The organism is Paenibacillus antri (assembly GCF_005765165.1).
Classification (GTDB): domain Bacteria; phylum Bacillota; class Bacilli; order Paenibacillales; family YIM-B00363; genus Paenibacillus_AE; species Paenibacillus_AE antri.
On sequence record NZ_VCIW01000034.1, the window covers coordinates 18,486 to 39,816 of the forward strand.

Consider the following 21,331-nt stretch of genomic DNA (forward strand, 5'->3'; position numbering starts at 1 on the left):
TTTTACTGGCCTTTCCGCCATTTTTCAAACAGCTCCCGTAGGTCGCCGCTCAGATGTTTGTCGAACGTGTTGCGCTGCGACAGAGGCTTCTCCTGCACGCGTTCGGCGACCTCCCGCTGACTTTGGCGCACCTTCACGAGCAGCTCGCGCGCCGACAGCCGCAGCGCGCCGCTCCCGAAGGCGACGTTCTGCTCCGTAAAGTCGGACGTCGCCACATAAATTTGCCGCCGCCGGCGCGCCAGCTGCTTCACGAGCCGTTCGATGCATTCGTCGGCGGTTTCCTTCTCCTTGGTATAATACACCTCTACCTTCCGCAGGTTGTATTGGCGTCCCAAGCCGGGAACATTATAGGCGTCGAATACGATGATGCATTTCATCCCGGAATATCCTTGATAGTCGGCGATCGCCTCGATCAGGAGATCCCGGGCCTCGTCCAGGTTGCGCTCGCGCAAATCGCGCAGATGCGGCCACGCACCGATGACGTTATATCCGTCGACGATGAGGACGTCATCCATTCTTCCCGCGTCCCGCCGCCGCAGGAGCCGCGGCCCGGCGTTGACGCACCGCTTCGTACAATAAGAGCGAAGCGGCTACCGATGCGTTAAGCGAGTTGATCCGTCCGAACATCGGCACCTTCACGAGAAAATCGCAGCGCTCCCGCACCAGGCGGCCGAGGCCGTGGCCCTCGTTACCGATGACGATGCCGAGCGGAATTTTCATGTCGGCCGCATACACGTCCTGCGGAGCCGAGCCGTCCGCGCCGGCGATCCAGACGCCGCGTTCCTTCAGCTCGTCGATCGTCTGCGCGAGGTTCGTCACCCGCACGACCGGCACGTGCTCGATCGCGCCGGCCGACGTCTTGGCGACGGTCGCCGTCAGCCCCGCAGAACGTCGCTTCGGCACGATGACGCCGTGCGCTCCTGCGCAGTCGACCGTCCGCAGAATCGATCCGAGATTGTGCGGATCCTCGATCTCGTCGAGCAGCACGAACAGCGGCGGCTCCCCGGACGCCTCGGCGGCCGCGAACAAGTCGTCCAGCTCCGCGTACGCGCGCTCCGCGACCATGGCCACGATACCTTGATGGCGGACGCCGACGGCCGCCTGATCGAGCTTGCGCTTATCGACCTGCTGCGTCACGATGCCGGCGGCCCGCGCCTCCGCGAGCACCGGACCGATCCCCTGCGAATCCGCGCTGTATATGATCTTATGGATCGTCCGCCCGGACCGGACCGCTTCCAGCACCGGATGGCGCCCGGCTACCACTTCTTCACTCATGCGTTAACCCCTTCTCTTCGTTCTCGGCCTCTGCAGGCGGCGCGACCGGCGATTCCAGCCCGACGGAAACCCGCATCAGCCGCTCCAACCGATCGTAGCGCCGACATAAATATAAGTACCCGATCAAACACTCGAATCCCGTGCTGTGCCGGTAGTCGAGCACGTCCGTATTTTTCGGGGCGGCGTGCGACTTCGCGTTCCGCCCGCGACGGAGCATGTCCCGCTCCTCCTCGGACAGCTCCGGCTCGATGAGGCGCACCGCCTTCGCCTGCGCCTTCGCCGAGACGAAGCCCGCCGTCTCCCGATGCAGCTGATTCGGCCGCCGGCTCGGACGCGAGAGCACGTACTGCCGTACGTACATGTCGTATACGGCGTCCCCTAAGTATGCGAGCGCCAGCGGGCTCACGTGGTTCGGAGCTTCCGCCGGCGCGAAAAATTGAAAACCCTTCAAATCGACGATCGCCATGGGCGCCTACCCTACTTTCGCTTCCATCGAATGCCTTGCGGCGTATCCTCGAGCACGATGCCGAGCCCCGACAGCATGTCGCGAATTTCGTCCGCGCGCGCGAAGTTGCGCGCCTTGCGCGCTTCCGTGCGCTCGACGATGAGACGCTCGATCTCGTCGTCGAGCAGCTCCTCTTCGGCCGCTTCCGTCAGTATGCCCAGAATCGCGTCCATTTCTTGAAAGAGCTCCTCGATGCCGCGAAGCGTCGACGCGCTCGGCGTCCCCGCCGCCATCGCCGCGTTCGCCTCCGCGACCAGCTCGAAGACGGCCGTGATCGCGTCCGGCGTATTGAAGTCGTCGCTCATCTTCGCGTGGAACGTCTCGCGGATGGCCGCGAGCCGCTGCGCCGACTCGGCGTCGGCCGCGTCGCCTTCCGCCGTTTTCAACAGATGCTTCAGGTTCGTCCGGCAGTTCTCGATGCGCTCGAGGCCGCCCTTCGCCTGCTCCAGCCCCTCGTCCGTAAAGTTGAGCGGGTTGCGGTAGTGCGTGGACAGCATCAAGAAGCGAATCGTCTCCGGCTTATGCCGGGCCGCCAGCTCGCGCGCGTTGACGACGTTGCCGAGCGACTTCGACATCTTCTCGTTGTTCAGGTTCAGGAACGCGTTATGCATCCAGTATCGGGCGAACGGCTTGCCCGTCGCCGCCTCGGATTGCGCGATCTCGCATTCGTGATGCGGGAACGTCAGGTCCATGCCGCCGCCGTGAATGTCGATCGTGTCGCCGAGATACTTGCGCGCCATCGCCGAGCACTCGATATGCCAGCCCGGACGGCCTTCGCCCCATGGGGACGCCCAGCTGATCTCGCCCGGCTTCGCCGCTTTCCACAGCACGAAGTCGAGCGGGGATTCCTTGCGCTCGTCGACCGCGATGCGGGTGCCGAACTGCAGCTCTTCGAGATTTTGGTGCGACAGCTTGCCGTAGCCCGGGAAGCTCGACGTGCGGAAGTAGACGTCTCCTCCGTTCTCGTAGGCGAAGCCGCGCCCGACGAGATCGGCGATGAAGTCGATGATCTCCGGCATGTTCTCCGTCACCCGCGGATGGATCGTCGCCGGCGGAACCTTCAGCGACCCTGCGTCCGTCAGGAAGTCGGCGATATTTTGCTCGGCGAGCTCCGGCACGGCGCGGCCCGTCTCTTCGGCGCGGCGGATGAGCTTATCGTCGACGTCCGTGAAGTTGACCGCGTACGTAACTTCATAGAATTGCTGTAAATACCGGCGGACCACATCGAAAAAGATCAACGGCCGCGCGTTCCCGATATGGATCAAATCGTATACCGTCGGCCCGCATACGTACATCGTCACGCGTCCGGGGACGAGCGGTTCGAAAAGCTCTTTCCTGCGCGCCATCGTATCGTAGATATAAATCTTCGGCTCGATCGTCGATTTCGTCATGATTCTCATTGCTCCTTCGTTATCTCGCTTCGTACTCGCTTCCAATTCGAATGCTTCAAGCGTGTTCGGGCTCCGGCTGCTCCGGCTTCGACGCGCCGCCGCCTTCGCGGCGGTCGCCCCGCTCCCGAGCCAGCTCCTCTCGCAGCCGTCCGACTTCGTCCCTCAACTCCGCCACCTCGGCGGACAGCTGCCGGTGCAGCTCTAGGATCGGGTCCGGAATGTTGCCGTGGTCCAGCTTGTTCGCGACCTTCTGGCCGTTGCGCCGGACGACGCGTCCGGGGATGCCGACGACGGTGCTGTCGGGCGGCACCTCGTGCAGCACGACGGCGTTCGCGCCGATGCGCGAATTTTCGCCGACGGTGAACGATCCGAGCACCTTCGCGCCGGAGGCGACGACGACGTTGCTGCCGATCGTCGGGTGGCGCTTGCCCTTCTCCTTGCCGGTGCCGCCGAGCGTAACGCCTTGGTACAGCACCACGTCGTCGCCGATCTCGCACGTCTCGCCGATGACGACCCCCATGCCGTGGTCGATGAACAGCCGCTCGCCGATCCGGGCGCCGGGGTGGATTTCGATGCCGGTCATGAAGCGGCTCGCCTGCGAGATCATCCGCGCGAGTCCGTACCACCGGCGGCGGTACAACGCGTGCGCGACGCGATGCGCCCAGATGGCGTGCACCCCGGAGTAGGTCAAGACGACCTCGAGCACGCTCCGGGCGGCCGGGTCGTTATCGAAGACGGCGTCGATGTCCGAGCGCATCGCCGCGAGCCAGCTTCTGCGTGTTCCCATGTGCGTCCATCCCCCTCCCTGTGTCGATGATCGTTCAAATAAAAAAGCCCCCGCAGCCGTCGTTCGGCTGCAGAGGCGTCTAAGTCGCAACGCGGTTCCACTCTGCTTCGGGCCGCCGCCGCGCCTTACGTAAAGTCGTATTGCGCGCATCGTCCCGCTTTCATCGGTTCGTAACGGGGACCACCCGGACTCGCCTACCGGGAATCCGGTTCGGCGGTCGGCTCACAGGCGCAATTCGGTCGGGGCGATCCGGACGGATTTCAGCGAGACCGTCCTCTCTGGGGAACCGCGTTCCAACGTACTTCTCCTGCTCGTTGCCTCTTGCATATGTTACCAACCAGTATAGCCACAGTCCGGCGGTTTGACAACCCCGAACGGCGCGAACCTACATCCGTTCCCGCAGACGCGCCAGCACCTTCTCCTTGCCGAGCAGCCACAACGTCTGATTGAGGTCGCGGCCGTGCGTCTGCCCCGTGAGCGCCGCGCGGATCGGCATGAACAGCTGCTTGCCCTTGAAGCCGGTTTCCGTCTGCACCGCCTTCAGCGCCGCTTTAATGGCGTCGGCCGAATACGCTTCGTCCGGGATCGCCCTCACCTGCTCCGCGAACGCGCGCACCACCGTCGGCACCTGCTCCTCCGTGAGCACGACCGCCGCTTCTTCCTCGACGGAAGGACGCTCCTCGAAGAACATCGGCGTCAAGTCGACGATCTCCGCGGCATACCGAAGCTGTTCCAAGTACAACGCCACGAGCGCGGTCACCCATTCGCGGCCCGCCGCGTCGAGCTCGGCCGGGATGCGTCCGGCGCGCGCGAGATGCGGAATCGCCAGATCGACGACGCGGTCCAAGTCGGCCGCGCGCAAGTAGTGGTTGTTCATCCAGTTCAGCTTCTCCGTGTCGAACACGGCGCCGCTCTTCGAGACGCGGTCCAACCCGAATTGCCCGATCAGCTCTTCCTTCGAGAAGATCTCCTGCTCTCCGCCAGGTGACCAGCCGAGCAGCACGATGAAGTTCACGATCGCTTCAGGCAAGTAGCCTAGCTCGCGATACTGCTCGATGAATTGAAGGATCGACTCGTCGCGCTTGCTCATCTTCTTCCGGTCTTGGTTCAAGATGAGCGGCAGATGGCCGAATTTCGGCGGCTCCGCGCCGATCGCTCGATATACCATAAGCTGGCGCGGCGTGTTGGAGAGATGCTCCTCGCCGCGTACGACGTGGGTGATCTTCATCAGATGGTCGTCGATCACGACGGCGTAGTTATATGTCGGGATACCGTCCGGCCGCACCATGATCCAATCGCCGATGTCGTTCGATTGGAATTCGACCTGGCCGCGCACCTCGTCCTCGAACGCGTACGTCACGTCCGCCGGCACGCGGAAGCGAATCGTCGGCTTGCGCCCCTCGGCGCGGAACGCCTCGGCCTGCTCCGCCGTCAGCGAGCGGCAGCGGCCGCCGTACCGCGGCATTTCGCCGCGCGCTTCCTGCGCTTCCCGCTCCGCGTCCAGCTCCGCCTCGGAGCAATAGCAATAGTACGCATGCCCGCCGGCGATCAACTTGTCCGCGTACTCTTTATAAAGATCAAGACGCTCGAGCTGGCGATAAGGGCCGTACGGACCGCCGACGTCCACGCTCTCGTTCCAATCGAGACCGAGCCACTTCAGCCCGTTCAGCTGGCTGTCGACGCCCGTCTCGACGTGCCGCGTCTGATCCGTATCCTCGATCCGGATAATGAACTCCCCGCCCCGATTCCGAGCGTACAAATAACTGAATAATGCCGTCCTTGCCCCGCCGATATGCAGATGCCCCGTCGGGCTCGGCGCATAACGAGTGCGCACCGTTCCGTTGCCCATCATAGTGTATAGGTCACGCCCTTCCACGATTACCGAAAATGATTTATTTCCCTATCATACCGCTTACGGAAGCTTCGTCAAGCATACGGTCGCCATCGCCGCGATGCCTTCTTCTCGCCCCGTGAAGCCGAGCTTCTCCGACGTCGTCGCTTTCACGTTCACCTGCGACGGCTCGGCGCCCAGCGCTCGCGCGATGTTCGCGACCATGCTCTCGATGTGCGGCGCCATCTTCGGCCGCTGCGCGATGACCGTGCAGTCCGCGTTGCCTAAGCTGTACCCTCGTTCCCGCGCCAACCCCCACACATGCTCGAGCAGCTTCATGCTGTCTGCGTCTTTGAAGGCAGGATCCGTATCCGGAAAATGCTTCCCGATGTCCCCCAGCCCCATCGCGCCGAGCACCGCGTCCGCGACCGCGTGCAGCAGTACGTCGGCGTCGGAATGGCCGAGCAGCCCCTTCTCGAACGGAATGTCCACGCCGCCGATGATGCACTTGCGTCCTTCCGCGAACGCGTGCACGTCGAACCCTTGCCCTACTCGTATCATCTCTCTCGCTCCCCCATGTTCTCCGTTTTCCCCAGCAGCCGCTCCGCGAGCTCCAGATCGTCCGGCGTCGTCACCTTGATATTGCGGTAATCGCCCTCGGCGATCTTCACGCGTACGCCGAGCCGCTCCACGAGCATCGCGTCGTCCGTGCCGAGGAAGCCGTCCGCCGCCGCGCGCCGATGCGCTTCGAGCAGCAAATCAACGCGAAAAGCTTGTGGGGTTTGCACCGCCCACAAGCTGCTCCGCTCCGGCGTCCCGGCGACTAAGCCGTTCGCGTCCGCGATTTTGATCGTATCCTTCACCGGCACGCCCGGCACCGATGCGCCCGTCTCCGCCGCCGCGGCGAGGCAGCGCTCGACGACGTCCGGCGTCACGAGCGGCCGAGCTCCGTCGTGCACGAGCGCCCACGCCGTCTCCGGCCGCCGCTCGAGCAGCGCCTCGAGACCGCGCAGCACCGAGTGCTGCCGCTCCGCGCCGCCCGAGACGACGGCGACGACCTTGCGGAGGCCGTACGTCTCGACCAGCTCCCGCCCGTACGCTTCGTCGCCCGCGCCGACGACGAGCGCGACCGCGTCTACCGACGCGGTCCGCTCGAACGCCTCGAGGGCGTGTACGACGACCGGCTTCCCGCCGACAGGTATGTATTGTTTGCTAACCGCCGCGTTCATTCGTTTCCCGACGCCCGCGGATACGATGACGGCACCTGCTGTCGCCACGTTGCCTACCCCCAGCCGATATTTCCGTCTATCTTACCATAAGCGGCGGAACGATTTCGAGCGGGGGACGGGGGCGGTTATTGCGCGGCCTTTTCCAACTGCTTCGGTTTCGCGAAAATCATGCGTCCCGCCGACGTCTGCAGCACGCTCGTCACCAGCACCTCGAGATGCGAGCCGATGTAATCGCGCCCGCCTTCCACGACGATCATCGTGCCGTCGTCGAGGTACGCGACGCCTTGCCCGTGCTCCTTGCCGTCCTTGATGACCTGCACCATGATTTCTTCGCCCGGCAGCACGACCGGCTTCACCGCGTTCGCGAGGTCGTTGATGTTCAGCACCGCCACGCCCTGCAGCTCGCACACCTTGTTCAGGTTGAAGTCGTTCGTGACGACCTTGCCGTGCAGCGCCTTCGCCAGCTTCACCAGCTTGCTGTCGACCTCGGAAATTTCGTCGTAGTCGCCCTCGTAAATGAGCACCTTCACGTCCAGTTCCTTCTGGATCTTGTTCAGGATGTCGAGGCCGCGGCGCCCCCGGTTGCGCTTGAGCAGGTCGGACGAATCCGCGATGTGCTGCAGCTCCTCGAGCACGAATTCCGGAATGACGAGGGTGCCTTCGAGAAAGCCGGTCTTGCAGATGTCCGCGATGCGGCCGTCGATGATGACGCTCGTATCGAGAATCTTATGCTCGTAGATGCGCTTCGGCTCTTCCTTGACGACCGGCGTACGAGCCGCGTCGATCCAGCCGAGGACGTCGGGGCGCTTCGCGACGGCGAACCGCGCGCCGAGCGCGCCGAGCGCCAGCGTCGCCAGCACCGCGAGCCACGGCGCGGCCGCGCCGAACGCGCGGAACGCCGGGTAGAGCAGCGCCGCGACGACGAGCCCGACGACGAGCCCGACGATGCCCGCGGCCGCGTCCGCCGCCGGCAAGCCGTACAGCCGCTCCTCCGCCTTCGCTAACGCGCGATTCCCGATCCGAGCGATCCATGAGTAGCCGAAATAGAAAAGAATAGCAAACGCGCCCGCCAAGCCGTAGCTCTGGCCTTCGATCGAGCCGAACGCAACGCCGGGAACGAGATACCCCAGCATGTCGTGCTGAAACGCCGCCGAAATTTGATAGCCGAGGAAACCCCCGAAAACCGTAAATACTGAGCGAAATGTGTTGGTCCACATCACGTGCTCACCTCCTTAATTGTGTCCTTAGAAGTATGGTCCACTTTTTGGAAGGTTAATCTCGGGTCGAAGAAATTCTTGGAGGAGGAGCACGGCACGCGTTCCCTCTCGTCACCTGCGCGCCCACGGGCGGCACTGCACTCCGTTGGTGCACCTTTCGCACCGCTCCGGTTCGCTTTCTACACTCTCGTGGTGCACTCCGTCCCCCGGCTGGCCGCCCGCAGGCATCCTCTTCGCGCCGTACTGCACTCCGTTGGTGCACCTTTCGCACCGCTCCGGTTCATTTTCTGCACTCCCGTGGTGCAACCCGCCCCGGCTGGCCGCCCGCAGGCATCCTCTTCGCGCCGTACTGCACTCCGTTGGTGCACCTTTCGCACCGCTCCGGTTCATTTTCTGCACTCTCGTGGTGCACTCGTCCCCAAGCTGCCGCCAATACGACCGCACGAAAAAATCCGCCCCCGGTCGCGTTCGCACGCGGATCCGAGAGCGGATTCCCGACTACAACCTATTCGCTTTTCCGACTCGGCGGCGGAGGCGCCTCGTCCTTCGCGTCGGCCCCGCCTTTCGGCCCGCCCCTGCGCAGCTTCCAGCCCCGCCGCGCGAGCAGCGGCTTCTGCCCGTCCGCGCCGCGCGCCCGCACCCCCGGCACGCGAACGTTCCGCACGCGGCGGCCCGCCGCGCGGGCGATCACCTCCACGTTCTTCCGGAGGCCGAACAGCGCGTACAGCAGCAGCGGGATAAACAGCAGCTTCGACGCCCAGCCCGGGTACAGCACCGCGACCGACGCCGCGCCGATAATGATGATCGGCGTAATCCAAATCGCCTTCTTGGACAACGCGAGCTTCTTGAAGCTCGGATATTTCACCGTGCTGACCATAAGGAACGACAACGCGAGCGACGACAGCACCATGACCCAGATCGGGATCGAATCGGAGAACAGCGCCAGCGTGCAAAGCACCCCGCCGGCCGCCGGAATCGGCAAACCCAGGAAGTACCCCGGCAAGCCGTCCATGACGTTGAACCGGGCGAGGCGCAGCGCGCCGCAGATCGGGAACAGCGCCGTCACGATCCAGCCGAGCGCCTCGTGCAGCCCTTGGAACGCGGCGACGTACATGACGAACGCCGGCGCCACGCCGAAGGAGATGACGTCGGACAACGAATCGAGCTCCTTGCCGAATTCGCTCTGCGCGTTCAGCGCCCGGGCGACGCGGCCGTCCAATCCGTCGAGCAGCATCGCGATGATGACGAGGATGGAGGCCATGTCGGACCGTTCGTTAAACACCATGATTATGGCGAGAATCCCTAGAAATAAATTTCCGACCGTGAACCAGTTCGGAAGCTGTTTCCAACCCATCGGCTACACACCTCTGCCCTTTATGATACCCGAAATGCTCGCCGAACCCAAAGCTTCGCGAAATTCCCTTAAATATGACGGTCGACCAGCACCTGCTCCTGGATCCGCTTCAGCCCTTCCTTGATCGTCCGCGCCCGCACCTCGCCGATGCCGTCGACCTCGTCGAGCTCCTCGATCGTCGCCATGAGCACGTGCGGCAGCTGGCCGAACTGCTCGACCAAGTTGCCGATAATGAGCGTCGGAAGACGCGGAATTTTGCTGAGCATCCGGAAGCCGCGAGGCGAGAGCGACTCTTCCATCATCGCCGTCGTGTTCGGGTAGCCGAGCATCCGCACGACGTGATGGTCTTCGAGCAGCTCGTCGTCCGTCATGCGCATGAGCCCCGCCACGGCGTCCCGAAGCTTCTCCTCGACGGGATCGCGCATGTAATCCTTCAGCAGCAGGTAGGTCTCGTCCTCCACGCCGGTCACGAGCTCCTCGAGCTGCATGGAGATGAGTCTTCCCTCGTTGCCGAGCTCGTTGATGTAGCGGTTAATCTCCGCCTTGATGCGCAGCACCATCTCGGCGCGCTGCACGACGTTCGTGACGTCGTGCAGCGTGACGATCTCCTCGAATTCGGCGGCCGACAAGTTCGTCAGCGCTTGGTCGAGAACGGCTTTATACTTTTCCAACGTTTGGATCGCTTGGTTCGCCTTCGTCAGAATGACGCCCATGTCCTTGAGCGCATATCGCAGCTGCCCTTGGTACAGCGTAATGACGTTCCGCCGCTGCGAAATCGAGACGACCAGCTTGCCCGTCTGCTTCGCGACGCGCTCCGCCGTCCGGTGCCGAATGCCCGTCTCCGACGATGCGATCGACGAATCCGGAATGAGCTGCGTATTCGCGAATAAAATACGTCTTAAATCCTCGCTTAATATAATAGCGCCGTCCATCTTGGCCAGCTCGTACAGATAGTTCGGCGAGAAATCGCAATTGATGGAAAATCCGCCGTCTACGAGGTCCATGACCTCCGGCGAGTAACCGCAGACGATAAGTCCTCCGGTTTTCGCGCGGAGCACGTTCTCGAGTCCTTCCCGGAACGGCGTCCCCGGCGCGACGAGCTGCAGCAGTCCGCTCATGATTTCTGGCGTATGCTCTTCCTTGACCATGTGTACCCTCCTGACGATGCGGACGTTCGATCCGAAGAAACTTCTAATAACTATTGTATATAAAAAGGACCGAAGTTTGCACTTCGTTTTCGTCTTTTTTCGGAAAACGTTCCCTACGCCCTACGGCAGCAGCAAATTCAGCGCGTCCCGCACCGTTCCGACGGGGACGACCTCGATGCCCCGAGGCGGCGTCCACTGCTTCATGCTCTTGTCCGGCACGATGACGCGCTTGAAGCCGAGCTTGAGCGCCTCGTTCACCCGCTGATCGACGCGGGAGACGCCGCGCACCTCGCCGGTCAGGCCGATCTCCCCGAAGACGACGTCCTCCGGCCGGGTCGGCTTATCCCGGAAGCTCGACGCGAGCGCCACGGCGATGCCGAGATCGGCCGCAGGCTCGTCCAGCTTCACGCCGCCCGCGACGTTCAAGTACGCGTCCTGCGTCTGCAGATGCATGCCGACGCGCTTCTCCAGCACCGCGATGATCAGGTTCAACCGGTTGTAATCGACCCCCGTCGCCATCCGGCGAGGGGACGGAAAGTTCGTCGACGACACGAGCGCCTGCAGCTCGACGAGCACCGGCCGCGTCCCCTCCATCGAGGCGACGACAGTCGACCCCGCGACGCCGAGCGGACGCTCGGAGAGGAACAGCTCCGAGGGGTTCTTCACCTCGGTCAAGCCGTTCTCGATCATCTCGAAAATGCCGATTTCGTTCGTCGACCCGAACCGGTTCTTCACCGCGCGCAGCATGCGGTACGTATTATGCCGCTCGCCCTCGAAGTACAGCACGGTGTCCACCATGTGCTCGAGCAGCCGCGGGCCCGCGATGGCGCCTTCCTTCGTCACGTGGCCGACGAGCAGGGTCGCGACGCCGCGCTGCTTGGCGATCCGCATGAACAGCCCGGTGCATTCCCGCACCTGGGACACGCTGCCCGGCGCCGACGCGACGCCCGGCTGATACACCGTCTGGATGGAGTCCACGACGAGGATGTCCGGCCGCACGTCGTCGAGCGCCTCGAAGATGTGGTCCGTGTTCGTCTCGCACAACACGAACAGCGAATCGGCTTCCGCGCCGAGCCGCTCCGCGCGCATCTTGATCTGACGCGCCGACTCCTCGCCCGTCACGTACAGCACGCGCTGCCCCGCGCGCGCGAGATGATGCGACGTCTGCAGCAGCAGCGTCGACTTGCCGATGCCGGGGTCCCCGCCGACGAGGATGAGCGACCCCGGCACGAGACCGCCGCCGAGCACGCGGTTCAGCTCCCCGCTGCCCGCGTCGATCCGGGGCTCCTGCGAGCTGACGATCTTGGTGATCGGCTGCGGCCGCTCCTTCGCGCCGGAGAGGCCCGGCACCGCGACACCGGCCGTCTTCACGACCGTCTCCGTCTCCTCGACGAACGTATTCCAAGCGTTGCAGCCGGGGCACTTCCCCAGCCACTTCGGCGATTCCGTGCCGCAGTCTTGGCAGACGAATTTCGTTTTACTTTTCCCCATGGTCGTTTCCTTCGCTCCGCTTTCTTTCGCTATCCGGTACTATTCTCCGTCAACTGACAAAATCCTGCACCTTTAGACAGATTCCGCAAGGAAATCGGTCGAATCGATGCGGTATTTCGCCGGATTGACGACAGTTACGCCCTATTGCCGCTAGACCCATTCTCTCCGATTCCCGATCGAAGAAACATACCCCATACGTCAGGGACCGTTCGCCCTATGTATTCAAGTTTTCTACTTTTTTACATGCGGTTTACATTGCCATCATGTCCGGTTAACACGAGACGATTATGATGTGAGGGCATATACCTTGATGATAACGGAGGGGTCCATTCATGAAAAAGCCGATCCAACGATGGACGACCGGCGCGATCGCCGCCGTCGTCGCAGCAAGCGGATGGTCCGGCGCGGCATTCGGCGCCTCGGCGGGCGCCGAAGCGAAGCCGTTCCTGTCCGTCCCCGCCGCCTCGGAGCTGAAGGTGCACTACCTCGGCCGGTACGTCAGCGGCGCCGGACTGGACGAAGCCGGCGCGGAGATCGTCGCGTACGATCCTGCGACGCAGCGCGGCTTCGCGGTGAACGGCGCCGAGGAAGCGCTCGACATCTTCGATCTGGCCCCGCTGCGCGATCGGTCGACGGTCGTCGAAGCGCTGCCGCTCGTCAAGCGTCTCCCCGTCGAGACGCTTACCGCCGGGCGGGTGCAAGCCGGCGACATTACGAGCGTCGCGCTTCATCCGAAGGGCGGCGTCCTCGCCGTCGCCGTGCCGAACGATCCGAAGCAGGAGAACGGGCACGTCGTATTCGTCGATACGAACGGCGCCCTGCTCGGCTTCGTCGAGGTCGGCGCGCTGCCGGACATGCTGACGTTCACCCCGGACGGCGGCTACGTGCTCGTCGCGAACGAAGGCGAGCCGAGCGACGACTACAGCGTCGATCCGGAAGGCAGCGTCTCGATCATCGACGTGCGCGGCGGCGTGGAAGGGCTGACGGCCGAGCATGTCCGGACCGCCCGGTTCACGGACGATATCGTCGCCGGCGACGTCCGCAAGGCGAAAGCCGACGTGCCGTACGCGCAAGATTTGGAGCCGGAGTACATCGCGGTCGCCGAGGACGGCAAGAGCGCCTTCGTCGCGCTGCAGGAAGCGAACGCGATCGGCATTCTCAACATCGCCTCCGCTTCGTTCACGGCCGTCCGCAGCCTCGGGTACAAGCCTTACGCCGAGGACGGCGGCTTGGACGCGTCCGACAAGGACGACGACGCTTCGATCCGGCCTTGGCCGGTGCTCGGGATGTACATGCCCGACGGCATGGACGTATTCTCGAGCGGCGGGAAGCAGTACGTCCTGACGGCGAACGAAGGCGACTCCCGCGATTACGAAGGATACTCGGAAGAGACGCGCGTCGAAGACTTGGTCGAGCGATACGCCTTCGCCTCGGACGCCTTCGGCGAAGAGGCGCTCGGCCGATTGAAGACGACGATCGCCGCCCCGACGAACGCGGAAGGCAAATACGACGCGATCTATAGCTTCGGCGCTCGCTCCTATACGATCTGGGAAGCGTCCGCGGACGGCCGGGTCGCGCGCGTCTACGACAGCGGCAGCCGGCTCGAACGGTTGACGATGGAAGCCGCCGAGACGGCGGCGAAGACGAAGTCCGCGTCGTGGGGCGCGATGTATAACGCGGACAATACGGAGAACGCGTTCGACGATCGAAGCGACGACAAGGGGCCGGAGCCGGAAGCGGTCGCGACGGGCGTCGTCGACGGCGAACGGTACGCCTTCGTCGGACTCGAGCGGACCGGGGGCATCTACTGGCAGAACGTCACGAATCCCGAGAAGCCCGGCGCGGACGGCTACTTCACGACGCGCGACTTCGGCTCGGAGGAGCCGCGGGGCGACCTGGCGCCGGAAGGGATGGCGTTCGTTCCCGCCGAAGACAGCCCGAACGGGATGCCGCTGCTGCTCGTCGCGCACGAGGTTTCCGGCACCGTAGCGGTATACGGCTTCGAGACGGCCTCGGCCGCCGAAGCGAACGGGACCGCCGACGCGACGGCACCCGCGTCGACTTCCGGCGTCTACGTCGTGAAGCCCGGCGACACGCTGACGGGCATCGCCGCGAACTACGGCTTGACGTGGCGGCAGCTGCAAGCGATCAACCGGTTCCGCGATCCGAACCTAATCTACCCCGGGCAATCCGTGAAGCTCCCGCGGTAATCGATCCGCCTCTTAACAACGCGCGAAGCGCCCCTCCGATCCCGGAGAGGGCGCTTCGCATTATTTATAGCGGCTTAACTTCGGGGCGGCGGTCAGCTCCTTCTTCACCTTCCGCCACCAAAGCAGCTGCGTCTCCATGTCTCCGATCAACTCGGAGACGTCTTGCAGCAAGCGGGCGCGGCGTTCGATCGGCACATGCCGCACGTCTTCGACGATCCGCTCCGAGAAATGGGCCTCCTTCGGAAATTTCCGGCGGAGCCGGGCGAACCGCTCCTCCACCGAGCATTCCCAGATCGGCTTCCGCGATCCGTCGCCGTCGGGCCGCCGCACGGATTCGAACGTCCACAGCTTAAGCGCGGCTTCCTCCGACGTCGATGCGCAGGACAGCAGCTCGCCGTCCGCATACGCCGACCATAGCCCCGATCGCTCCGACCGCACGACTTGGCCGATGCAGCGTTTCTTTCCTTTCGAATTCGCATACACATAATACCGTTCGCCGTCGGCCGTGCGACCGGCCCGGTCCAGCTCGAATTCCATCGTATCCCTCGCTCCGCCTTGGAATGTATTCTCATTATTTCCAGGCGGAGCGTTTCCATGCTTAGCGATTAGTCTCTCTCTTTCCCCTTGCCTTTGTCCTTCCCCTTCCGCTCTTCTTCCTTCTCATCATCGTCGTCGTCATCATCGTCGTCATCCCGCTCGTCTTCGCGATCCTCGTCGTCCCGGTCGTCCTTCCGTCCCTTTCCTTTCCCTTTGTCTTTCTTGTCCTTCTTGTTCTTCGATTCTTCCTCTTTCTTCCCGTCCCGGTCCCAATCCGCCCGGAAGCCCGGCGGCGGCACGAAGTCCGCCGGCGCCGTCTCCGCGAGCGCCCGCGTCGCCACTTCCCGGAAGACGGCGGCCGCCGCGGCGCTGCTCGTCTTCATGTAGTGCTCCCGGTCGGTCTTGTCGTACCCGATCCATACCGCCCCCGTCAGCGCAGGCGTATATCCCGCGAACCACAAGTCTTTCGCCCCGCCGTCGATGCCGGCGAACTCCTCCGTCTCGGGCAGCTCCGTCGTGCCCGTCTTGCCGGCCGTCGCCCAGCCCGGGACGGCGCCCTGCTTGCCGGTCCCTTCCTCCACGGCATGCCGCAGCAGCAGCGTCATCGTATACGCCGCGTTCGGATCCATCGCCTGCACCGGCTCCGCGTCCGCTTGACCGACGACGGCGCCGTCGTGCGAGACGATCTCGCGGATCGTGTGCGCCTCGTGCATCGCCCCGCCGTTCGCGAACGCGGAGAACGCCTGCGCCATCTGCAGCGGCGATACCCCTTCCGACAAGCCGCCGAGCGCGAGTCCTAGATTGCGGTCCGCGTCGCCGAGCGGAATGCCGAGCCGAGCCGCAAACTCCAGCCCCTTGTCGATGCCGAGCTGCTGCAGCAGCCACACCGGCGGTACGTTCCACGACTGCCGGATCGCCTCCGCCATCGTCACGTCGCCGTGGTAGCGGCCGTCCCAGTTGCGCGGGCGGTAGCCGTTCGCGTCGAACGGTCCGTCGTACAGCTCGGAGTACGGCGTATACCCCGCCTCCAATGCGGGGCCGTACACCGCGATCGGCTTGAACGCGGAGCCCGGCTGCCGCTTCAGCTGCGTCGCCCGGTTGAACGCCCGGTACGGCCCGCTCTCCCGCGAGCCGATCAATGCGCGGATGCCGCCCGTCGTCTGGTCCAGGAACACGGCGCCGCTCTCCACCGTTTGCCCGTTCTCGGACGGCGGAAACATCGCCGGATCGGCATACACCGCGGCGGCGGCCTCCTGCATTCGACGATCCATCTCGGTCCGGATCGTGAACCCGCCCGCCATCAGCTGTCTCTCCGTAATGCCGTGCTTCTCCTCGGCCTCCGCGACGACCGCATCGATATACGACGCGAACGACGCCCGGCGCGCCTCGTCGGCCGCGCCGTCGTGAAGCGCCAGAGGCGTCGCGACGGCCGCCTCATACTCCGCTTCGGTAATCAACTTTTGCTCGGCCATAAGCGAAAGCGCCAGATTCCGCCGTTCCGCCGCCCCTTCCGGGTTGTCGACCGGCGAATACCGGCTCGGCGCCTTCGGCAAGCCCGCGAGCAGCGCCGCCTCAGGCAGCGTCAGCTCCGAGACGTCCTTCCCGAAATACGTCCGGCTGGCCGCTTGGACGCCGTACGCGCCCTCCCCGAAATAAATCGAGTTCAAATACCGCTCGAGCACTTCTTCCTTGTCGTACGTCATCTCGATCTTGAGCGCGTACGCGGCCTCCTTCAGCTTGCGCTCGATGCTCTTGTCCGGCGTCAGGAACGCCCGCTTCGCGAGCTGCTGCGTAATCGTGCTCGCGCCTTCCACGTATTCCCCCGCTTGCAAATCCTTATATAACGCTCTCGCGATCGAAGCGATATCGACGCCGGGGTGGTCGTAATACCGCCGGTCCTCGACCGCGATGATCGCTTCCAGCAATACCTCGGGCATCCGATCGATCGAGACCGGCTCGAACTTGCGCACCGACAGCTTGAATATCTCCTCGCCGTCGCGATCCAGTACGACCGTCGGCGACGGGAGCGGCTCGCCGAGCTCGTCGACGTCGAGCGACGTTACGTACGACGCCGCCGTCAGGAACAACAGCGCGGCGCCCGACAACGACGCGAGCAGTCCCCAGGCCGCGATTCGTTTCCATTTCCGTTTCATGTATGGCAGCAACCTCTCGACCCGTTTTTCGGATAACATTCGAAAGGGAGTTCGAATTTCGGGGCGTACGGCGTCGCAATGAAGAAACCCCGAACGCCGGAATCGTTCCGAGGTTCGGGGCTTCGATTATTTCATGCGCAGCGCATTGTCCAGCATATAGTGCAGATTGCCGTGCGCGTCGTAGAACAGATGCGTCGCCTTGGCTAACGACAACGTCTCCAGCTTCTCGAATGTCGTCAGGTCGTAGATGCCCGTCTTCCCGGCCGCGCGGTCGCCGTTCGGGCTGACGGCATAGATCGGCTCCGGGAACTCATGGATCACTTGCGATAAGTCGGCACTGGAAAATACTTTGTCCTTGGCGATCACCAAGCTCTCGTCTTTCGCGAGGAGCACCGGGGCATCGAGCGGATCCCGATCCATATTCGGGTAACCTAACGACGAGGCGTCCGTCTTCGCGAGCGACGTTCCGTTCACCGAAACCTCGTATACGTCGGATCCCGCGTAACCCGCGCCCCAACCGTACTGATGCCAATAGTAGAACTTGCTCTCCCCGCTTGCGAAGGCGATGCCGCCCACGCTCTTCATCGACGGCGCGTACGCGACCGGCGCGAACGTCGCCGCATCGAACAGTAGCAGCGTCGGGTCCCATTGACCCGTAACGACGAACAGCTTGCCGGCGTAGTCGTACACGTGGCGGTGGGCATTCTCTTCGTCGCCGGCCGCGGAGACTGCGTTCAGATGTCGTACGATCGAGTAATCGGGTAAGCTCACTTCCGTTACCAGTTGGCGTTCCGCGTCGTTGACGATATACAGCTTCGTCCGGTCTTCCGAGAGATCGATGCCAGACGGCCGGTAAGGAAGCTTCAAGGTATGGACGATGGCTCGGCTCTCCAAGTCTACCGTATACAAGTTCCAGAACGCCTTGTCGACGGCATACAAAAGATTCGAGGCGACATCGACGGCGATGTCGGCGATGATGCCGTCGAACGCGACACCCTGACTCGCGACGGGCGGCAGCGTCTCGACGGCGTCCTTTTCCACGATTTCAATTATAGATTTCCCGTTCAGGGCGGAGACGACCGCCAGCTTATCCGTTCCGTTCGCGAGCCGCGCCGTCGTTCCATCCGTATGATATTGGCCGGTTTGCTCGAAGCTGCCATAATCGTATACGCCGATCAGCTTGTCTTTCGCCGTGTAGAAAGAACCGTCTGCCAGCTGGAACGCGATATCCGCGAAGCCCCGGTTCAGCGCGTACACGTACCGCATGTCGTCATACTTGCTGTCCGTCGTACGGAATACGGTGCCCGCGCCGTTAAAGGCGTATCGCCCGTCCGGGGACAATTCGAAATTCGTGCTCATCGCATAATTCCCGTGGTACGGGGAGTCGTACCCGTCCGCGTCCGCGAACGCCCCGTTCGCTACGGGGAAGGCGGTCAGATCCCGGGGGGACGTATCCGTCGTGACCGCGTAAAGTTTATTTAGCGTCGGATGCATATGGATAAAGCTCTGCTGTCGGATGCCGGTCGTTGCGATTTCCGTCATGGTCGCCCTTGCATAGGACTTGATATCCGTCCACTGCGAAGAGCCCGACGACACGTAGAAGGTTCCGCTGCGATCGACCGCGATGTCGTACGGATCGATAGCGACGTCCGCCAACGCTTTCGTCTCGAGCGTCGACGCGTCCAAGACGGCGATCGCGCCCGATTGATCCTCCCTGTACGACGAATGCTCGCCTTTCAAAAGCCCGACGTACAACTCCCCGTCGGCGTAAGCGATGCTCTCGGGCGGCAACGGGAGGGCGACCGTAACGATTTCTTCCGTGTCGTAGTTTACGGCGTGCAGCGCTTGTCCTGCCTTATCCGTCATGAAGAGAATCGGTTCGGTCGGATGCTCGATCAGATCCGTCGGCGTAAAGTCCAACGGAATGTGTTTATTGTAATAGGTCGTCGCCCATGCGGCCGCGCTGAACGCCGATTCCGTCATCGCCGCCCCTGCAGTTACCTTATAGTATCTTGTGCTGTGCGGAGCGTTCGTCGGATCGACGACGAGCGGTTCGTCCATCCGCTCGATTCGCGTCTTATTCCCGGTTTCGTCGAGGAACGGCCGGTATTCTCCGTCCTGCGAATCGCTGTAGTACACGTAGTAATATTCCGCGTGTTCCACGGCGTCCCACAGCAATCCCAACTCGGTGTTGGAAATCGCGAATGCCGCGACGTTCTCCGGCGCGTTCAACCGAATGCGTTCGCTGAACCGCTCGAACTTCCATAGCCCCGTCGCTTGGTCCCACACCGCCTCGAATACGATCGTATCCCCATAGAACAGCTTCATCGCGTCGCCGTCCCGCAGCGGTACCGCCCCATCCGCCGGATGACGGTCCAAGGTTGCGACATATCCGTCGTTGATCGCGTAACCGACGGCTTCGGTTCCTCCGTAATAAACGGCCGCGTACACCGATCCGGACACGGTGATCGAGGACAGGAACACGCTAGGATGAGCTTCGCTCGAGCCCTCGCGCGTCGCCGTGTAGACGCCGCCGTCCAGCGGAACGCTCGCTTGGACCGCGAAGATGCCGTAAGTCGCTCCCGCCGCCGTATACACGGCCTCGTAGACGGAGTCCGATACGCTGTTCTTCAACGTCCATCGATGCTGGGTCGCGTCGCCCGGGATGTCGTATGCCGCAACCAGCTTGTCGCCCGTTACGAAGACGGCTTGCGCCGTAGGCGCCGGAGCCTCGGGCTCGCCCGACCCCGGTTCGCTCGGCACGGTCGGCACGGTCGGCACGGTCGGTACGTTCGGCACGGTCGGCACGGTCGGCGCCGTCGGCGACGACCCCTCCGGAGCGCTTACAGGATCGTCCGGCTCCGTACCAACGCCGCCGCTCGCCCCTTCTCCGCCGATGATAATCTCGGTCACCCCTTCGGACAGTTCGTATCGGACTACGGTCTGCTCGAAGCTGACGCCCTCGATGTGAACGGCCGCGAAGAGAATCTTGCCTTCCCCCGTTACCGCGATCGCCGCGTGCACGACGATCTCTTCGACCACGGAGCCTTCCGCAATGTCGATTTTGGCGGCGGAGACGACGGTAACCATACGGAAATCGCCGACGAGACGAACCGAGGCGGACGCTTCGGTCGTCATGACCTCGACCTCGAGGAAGCCCTGCGTCGCGTTGTTTTCCTCCAGCTTTACGCCCGTCTTTACGACAGTGCGATGGATGACGGTGCCGCCTTGCGCGACTAAGCGAACCTCGCCCGTCACTTTCTCGACGATCACGTCGTTCAAGGAGGAGTCGGAGATCACGATGCTGTTCTCCCCGCCCCCGGCGACGATCGTTCTCCCTTCCACCGTCACGCGGTCGAGATACACTTCGCCTTCCCCGATCCCGGGAGCCAAGTACAGATCGCCCTGAATCACCGTGTTTTTCAACGTGACGTCCGGACTGCGGACCGTTACGTTCCCGGCCACGACGGTTTGCTCCTCGTCCTTCCCGAAAGCAGCCGGTTTATGTAGGATCTTGCCCGCCGCCCTGTCCAGCAGCGCGACGGCTTCGGCCCGCGTGATCGGCGACGCCGGACGGAACGCACCGTCGGGATACCCTTGCAAATATCCTTCGGCCGCGATCGCGTCGACGTACCCGATGCTCCACGCCGGGATGTCGCCGCGGTCCGTAAACGCGGACGCAGTCCCGCCGCCTTCCGCCGCCGCTTCCAGCTTCAGCAGCGCAGCAACCATTTTCGCAGCCTCTTGTCTGCTGATTTCGCGATCCGGACGGAACGTGCCGTCTTCGTACCCGGACGCGTATCCGGCCCTCGCGGCCTTCGCGACGTCGTCGGCGAACCATGCGTCCGCTTCGACGTCCAAGAAGGCGGAATCCGAAGCGTGGGCATATCCGTATACGCGATTGACGAGCGCGACGAATTCCGCCCTCGAGATCGTCTCATCCGGACGGACGCTCCCATCGGCGTACCCTTTCACAAACCCGCTGTCGGCCCATTCCGCAAGCTGCTCCTTGGCCCAGCTTTGCTCCATGTCCGTAAATACGGGCGGTTCTTGCGCAACGTCCCCCGCGAGCGCGCTCGCCGGCGCAAGCGAAGCGAGCGACAGGCAGCCCGCCATCAACAGGGACAACAATTTTCTAATAGCCAACTCGGTCTCTCCCTCTCCTGTGTCGAAAATGTAGTCAAAAAAGCAGTCAAAAAAATA

The 21,331-nt window shown here is 63.3% G+C and carries 16 protein-coding genes; 1 reads left to right on the plus strand and 15 read right to left on the minus strand.

Annotation, left to right across the window (positions count from 1 at the left end; translation table 11 throughout):
* Positions 1–2 precede the first annotated feature (2 nt).
* The 12 genes from FE782_RS30250 to radA all read right to left on the minus strand — a co-directional run bounded on the left by FE782_RS30250 (position 3) and on the right by radA (position 12,228).
* Complete coding sequence (locus FE782_RS30250; protein WP_138198086.1) at positions 3–515, minus strand: NYN domain-containing protein; 513 nt, start codon at positions 513–515, stop codon at positions 3–5.
* A complete protein-coding gene (gene rlmB, locus FE782_RS30255) occupies positions 508–1,275 on the minus strand; it encodes a 23S rRNA (guanosine(2251)-2'-O)-methyltransferase RlmB (protein WP_138198087.1) in 768 nt (255 codons plus the stop codon). Before rlmB ends, FE782_RS30250 begins: the two co-directional genes overlap by 8 nt.
* Complete coding sequence (locus FE782_RS30260; protein ID WP_138198088.1) at positions 1,268–1,741, minus strand: Mini-ribonuclease 3; 474 nt, start codon at positions 1,739–1,741, stop codon at positions 1,268–1,270. Before FE782_RS30260 ends, rlmB begins: the two co-directional genes overlap by 8 nt.
* Positions 1,742–1,752: 11 nt before the next feature.
* Positions 1,753–3,171, minus strand: coding sequence for a cysteine--tRNA ligase (gene cysS / locus FE782_RS30265; RefSeq protein WP_138198089.1), 1,419 nt, complete (start codon positions 3,169–3,171; stop codon positions 1,753–1,755).
* 55 nt (positions 3,172–3,226) lie between these two features.
* Positions 3,227–3,958, minus strand: a complete 732-nt coding sequence (epsC, locus tag FE782_RS30270) for a serine O-acetyltransferase EpsC (RefSeq protein ID WP_138198090.1) — start codon at positions 3,956–3,958, stop codon at positions 3,227–3,229.
* Between the two features lie 385 nt (positions 3,959–4,343).
* The gene (gene gltX, locus FE782_RS30275) at positions 4,344–5,810 is read right to left on the minus strand and encodes a glutamate--tRNA ligase (protein WP_439116474.1); all 1,467 of its coding nucleotides are present in this window, start codon (positions 5,808–5,810) and stop codon (positions 4,344–4,346) included.
* A 60-nt stretch (positions 5,811–5,870) separates the two neighbouring features.
* Positions 5,871–6,350 carry a 2-C-methyl-D-erythritol 2,4-cyclodiphosphate synthase gene (gene ispF, locus FE782_RS30280; RefSeq protein ID WP_138198091.1) on the minus strand — a complete coding sequence of 160 codons (480 nt, stop codon included), beginning with the start codon at positions 6,348–6,350 and terminating at the stop codon, positions 5,871–5,873.
* Positions 6,347–7,066: a 2-C-methyl-D-erythritol 4-phosphate cytidylyltransferase gene (gene ispD, locus FE782_RS30285; RefSeq protein ID WP_138198092.1), complete on the minus strand. Its 720-nt coding sequence runs from the start codon at positions 7,064–7,066 to the stop codon at positions 6,347–6,349. The genes ispF and ispD overlap by 4 nt, the downstream gene beginning before the upstream one ends.
* A gap of 77 nt (positions 7,067–7,143) precedes the next feature.
* Positions 7,144–8,235 carry a PIN/TRAM domain-containing protein gene (locus FE782_RS30290; RefSeq protein ID WP_238392722.1) on the minus strand — a complete coding sequence of 364 codons (1,092 nt, stop codon included), beginning with the start codon at positions 8,233–8,235 and terminating at the stop codon, positions 7,144–7,146.
* A 505-nt stretch (positions 8,236–8,740) separates the two neighbouring features.
* Positions 8,741–9,589 (minus strand): CDP-diacylglycerol--serine O-phosphatidyltransferase, encoded by an 849-nt coding sequence (gene pssA, locus FE782_RS30295; RefSeq protein ID WP_138198093.1) that lies wholly within the window; start codon positions 9,587–9,589, stop codon positions 8,741–8,743.
* A 68-nt stretch (positions 9,590–9,657) separates the two neighbouring features.
* Positions 9,658–10,737, minus strand: a complete 1,080-nt coding sequence (gene disA, locus FE782_RS30300) for a DNA integrity scanning diadenylate cyclase DisA (protein ID WP_138198094.1) — start codon at positions 10,735–10,737, stop codon at positions 9,658–9,660.
* Positions 10,738–10,857: 120 nt separating this feature from the next.
* Positions 10,858–12,228, minus strand: coding sequence for a DNA repair protein RadA (gene radA / locus FE782_RS30305; RefSeq protein WP_138198095.1), 1,371 nt, complete (start codon positions 12,226–12,228; stop codon positions 10,858–10,860).
* Between the two features lie 332 nt (positions 12,229–12,560).
* Here radA and FE782_RS33040 point away from each other — a divergent pair, with 332 nt between their 5' ends.
* The gene (locus FE782_RS33040) at positions 12,561–14,438 is read left to right on the plus strand and encodes a choice-of-anchor I family protein (RefSeq protein ID WP_158299616.1); all 1,878 of its coding nucleotides are present in this window, start codon (positions 12,561–12,563) and stop codon (positions 14,436–14,438) included.
* A 60-nt stretch (positions 14,439–14,498) separates the two neighbouring features.
* Here the strand turns inward: FE782_RS33040 and FE782_RS30315 are convergent, their stop codons facing one another.
* The 3 genes from FE782_RS30315 to FE782_RS30325 all read right to left on the minus strand — a co-directional run bounded on the left by FE782_RS30315 (position 14,499) and on the right by FE782_RS30325 (position 21,274).
* Positions 14,499–14,975, minus strand: coding sequence for a hypothetical protein (locus tag FE782_RS30315; protein WP_138198096.1), 477 nt, complete (start codon positions 14,973–14,975; stop codon positions 14,499–14,501).
* 68 nt (positions 14,976–15,043) lie between these two features.
* On the minus strand, positions 15,044–17,128 hold the full coding sequence (locus FE782_RS30320; protein WP_158299617.1) for a transglycosylase domain-containing protein: 2,085 nt from the start codon (positions 17,126–17,128) through the stop codon (positions 15,044–15,046).
* 126 nt (positions 17,129–17,254) lie between these two features.
* Complete coding sequence (locus FE782_RS30325; RefSeq protein WP_158299618.1) at positions 17,255–21,274, minus strand: S-layer homology domain-containing protein; 4,020 nt, start codon at positions 21,272–21,274, stop codon at positions 17,255–17,257.
* Positions 21,275–21,331 lie beyond the last annotated feature (57 nt).

Coding starts and splice junctions, on each gene's coding strand:
- epsC (WP_138198090.1), bottom strand. CDS start 3,958: ATGGGAACACGCAGAAGCTGGCTCGCGGCGATGCGCTCGGACATCGAC.
- ispF (WP_138198091.1), bottom strand. CDS start 6,350: ATGATACGAGTAGGGCAAGGGTTCGACGTGCACGCGTTCGCGGAAGGA.
- FE782_RS30320 (WP_158299617.1), bottom strand. CDS start 17,128: ATGAAACGGAAATGGAAACGAATCGCGGCCTGGGGACTGCTCGCGTCG.
- pssA (WP_138198093.1), bottom strand. CDS start 9,589: ATGGGTTGGAAACAGCTTCCGAACTGGTTCACGGTCGGAAATTTATTT.
- rlmB (WP_138198087.1), bottom strand. CDS start 1,275: ATGAGTGAAGAAGTGGTAGCCGGGCGCCATCCGGTGCTGGAAGCGGTC.
- FE782_RS33040 (WP_158299616.1), top strand. CDS start 12,561: ATGAAAAAGCCGATCCAACGATGGACGACCGGCGCGATCGCCGCCGTC.
- FE782_RS30315 (WP_138198096.1), bottom strand. CDS start 14,975: ATGGAATTCGAGCTGGACCGGGCCGGTCGCACGGCCGACGGCGAACGG.
- gltX (WP_439116474.1), bottom strand. CDS start 5,810: ATGATGGGCAACGGAACGGTGCGCACTCGTTATGCGCCGAGCCCGACG.
- disA (WP_138198094.1), bottom strand. CDS start 10,737: ATGGTCAAGGAAGAGCATACGCCAGAAATCATGAGCGGACTGCTGCAG.
- FE782_RS30250 (WP_138198086.1), bottom strand. CDS start 515: ATGGATGACGTCCTCATCGTCGACGGATATAACGTCATCGGTGCGTGG.
- FE782_RS30290 (WP_238392722.1), bottom strand. CDS start 8,235: ATGTGGACCAACACATTTCGCTCAGTATTTACGGTTTTCGGGGGTTTC.
- radA (WP_138198095.1), bottom strand. CDS start 12,228: ATGGGGAAAAGTAAAACGAAATTCGTCTGCCAAGACTGCGGCACGGAA.
- FE782_RS30260 (WP_138198088.1), bottom strand. CDS start 1,741: ATGGCGATCGTCGATTTGAAGGGTTTTCAATTTTTCGCGCCGGCGGAA.
- cysS (WP_138198089.1), bottom strand. CDS start 3,171: ATGACGAAATCGACGATCGAGCCGAAGATTTATATCTACGATACGATG.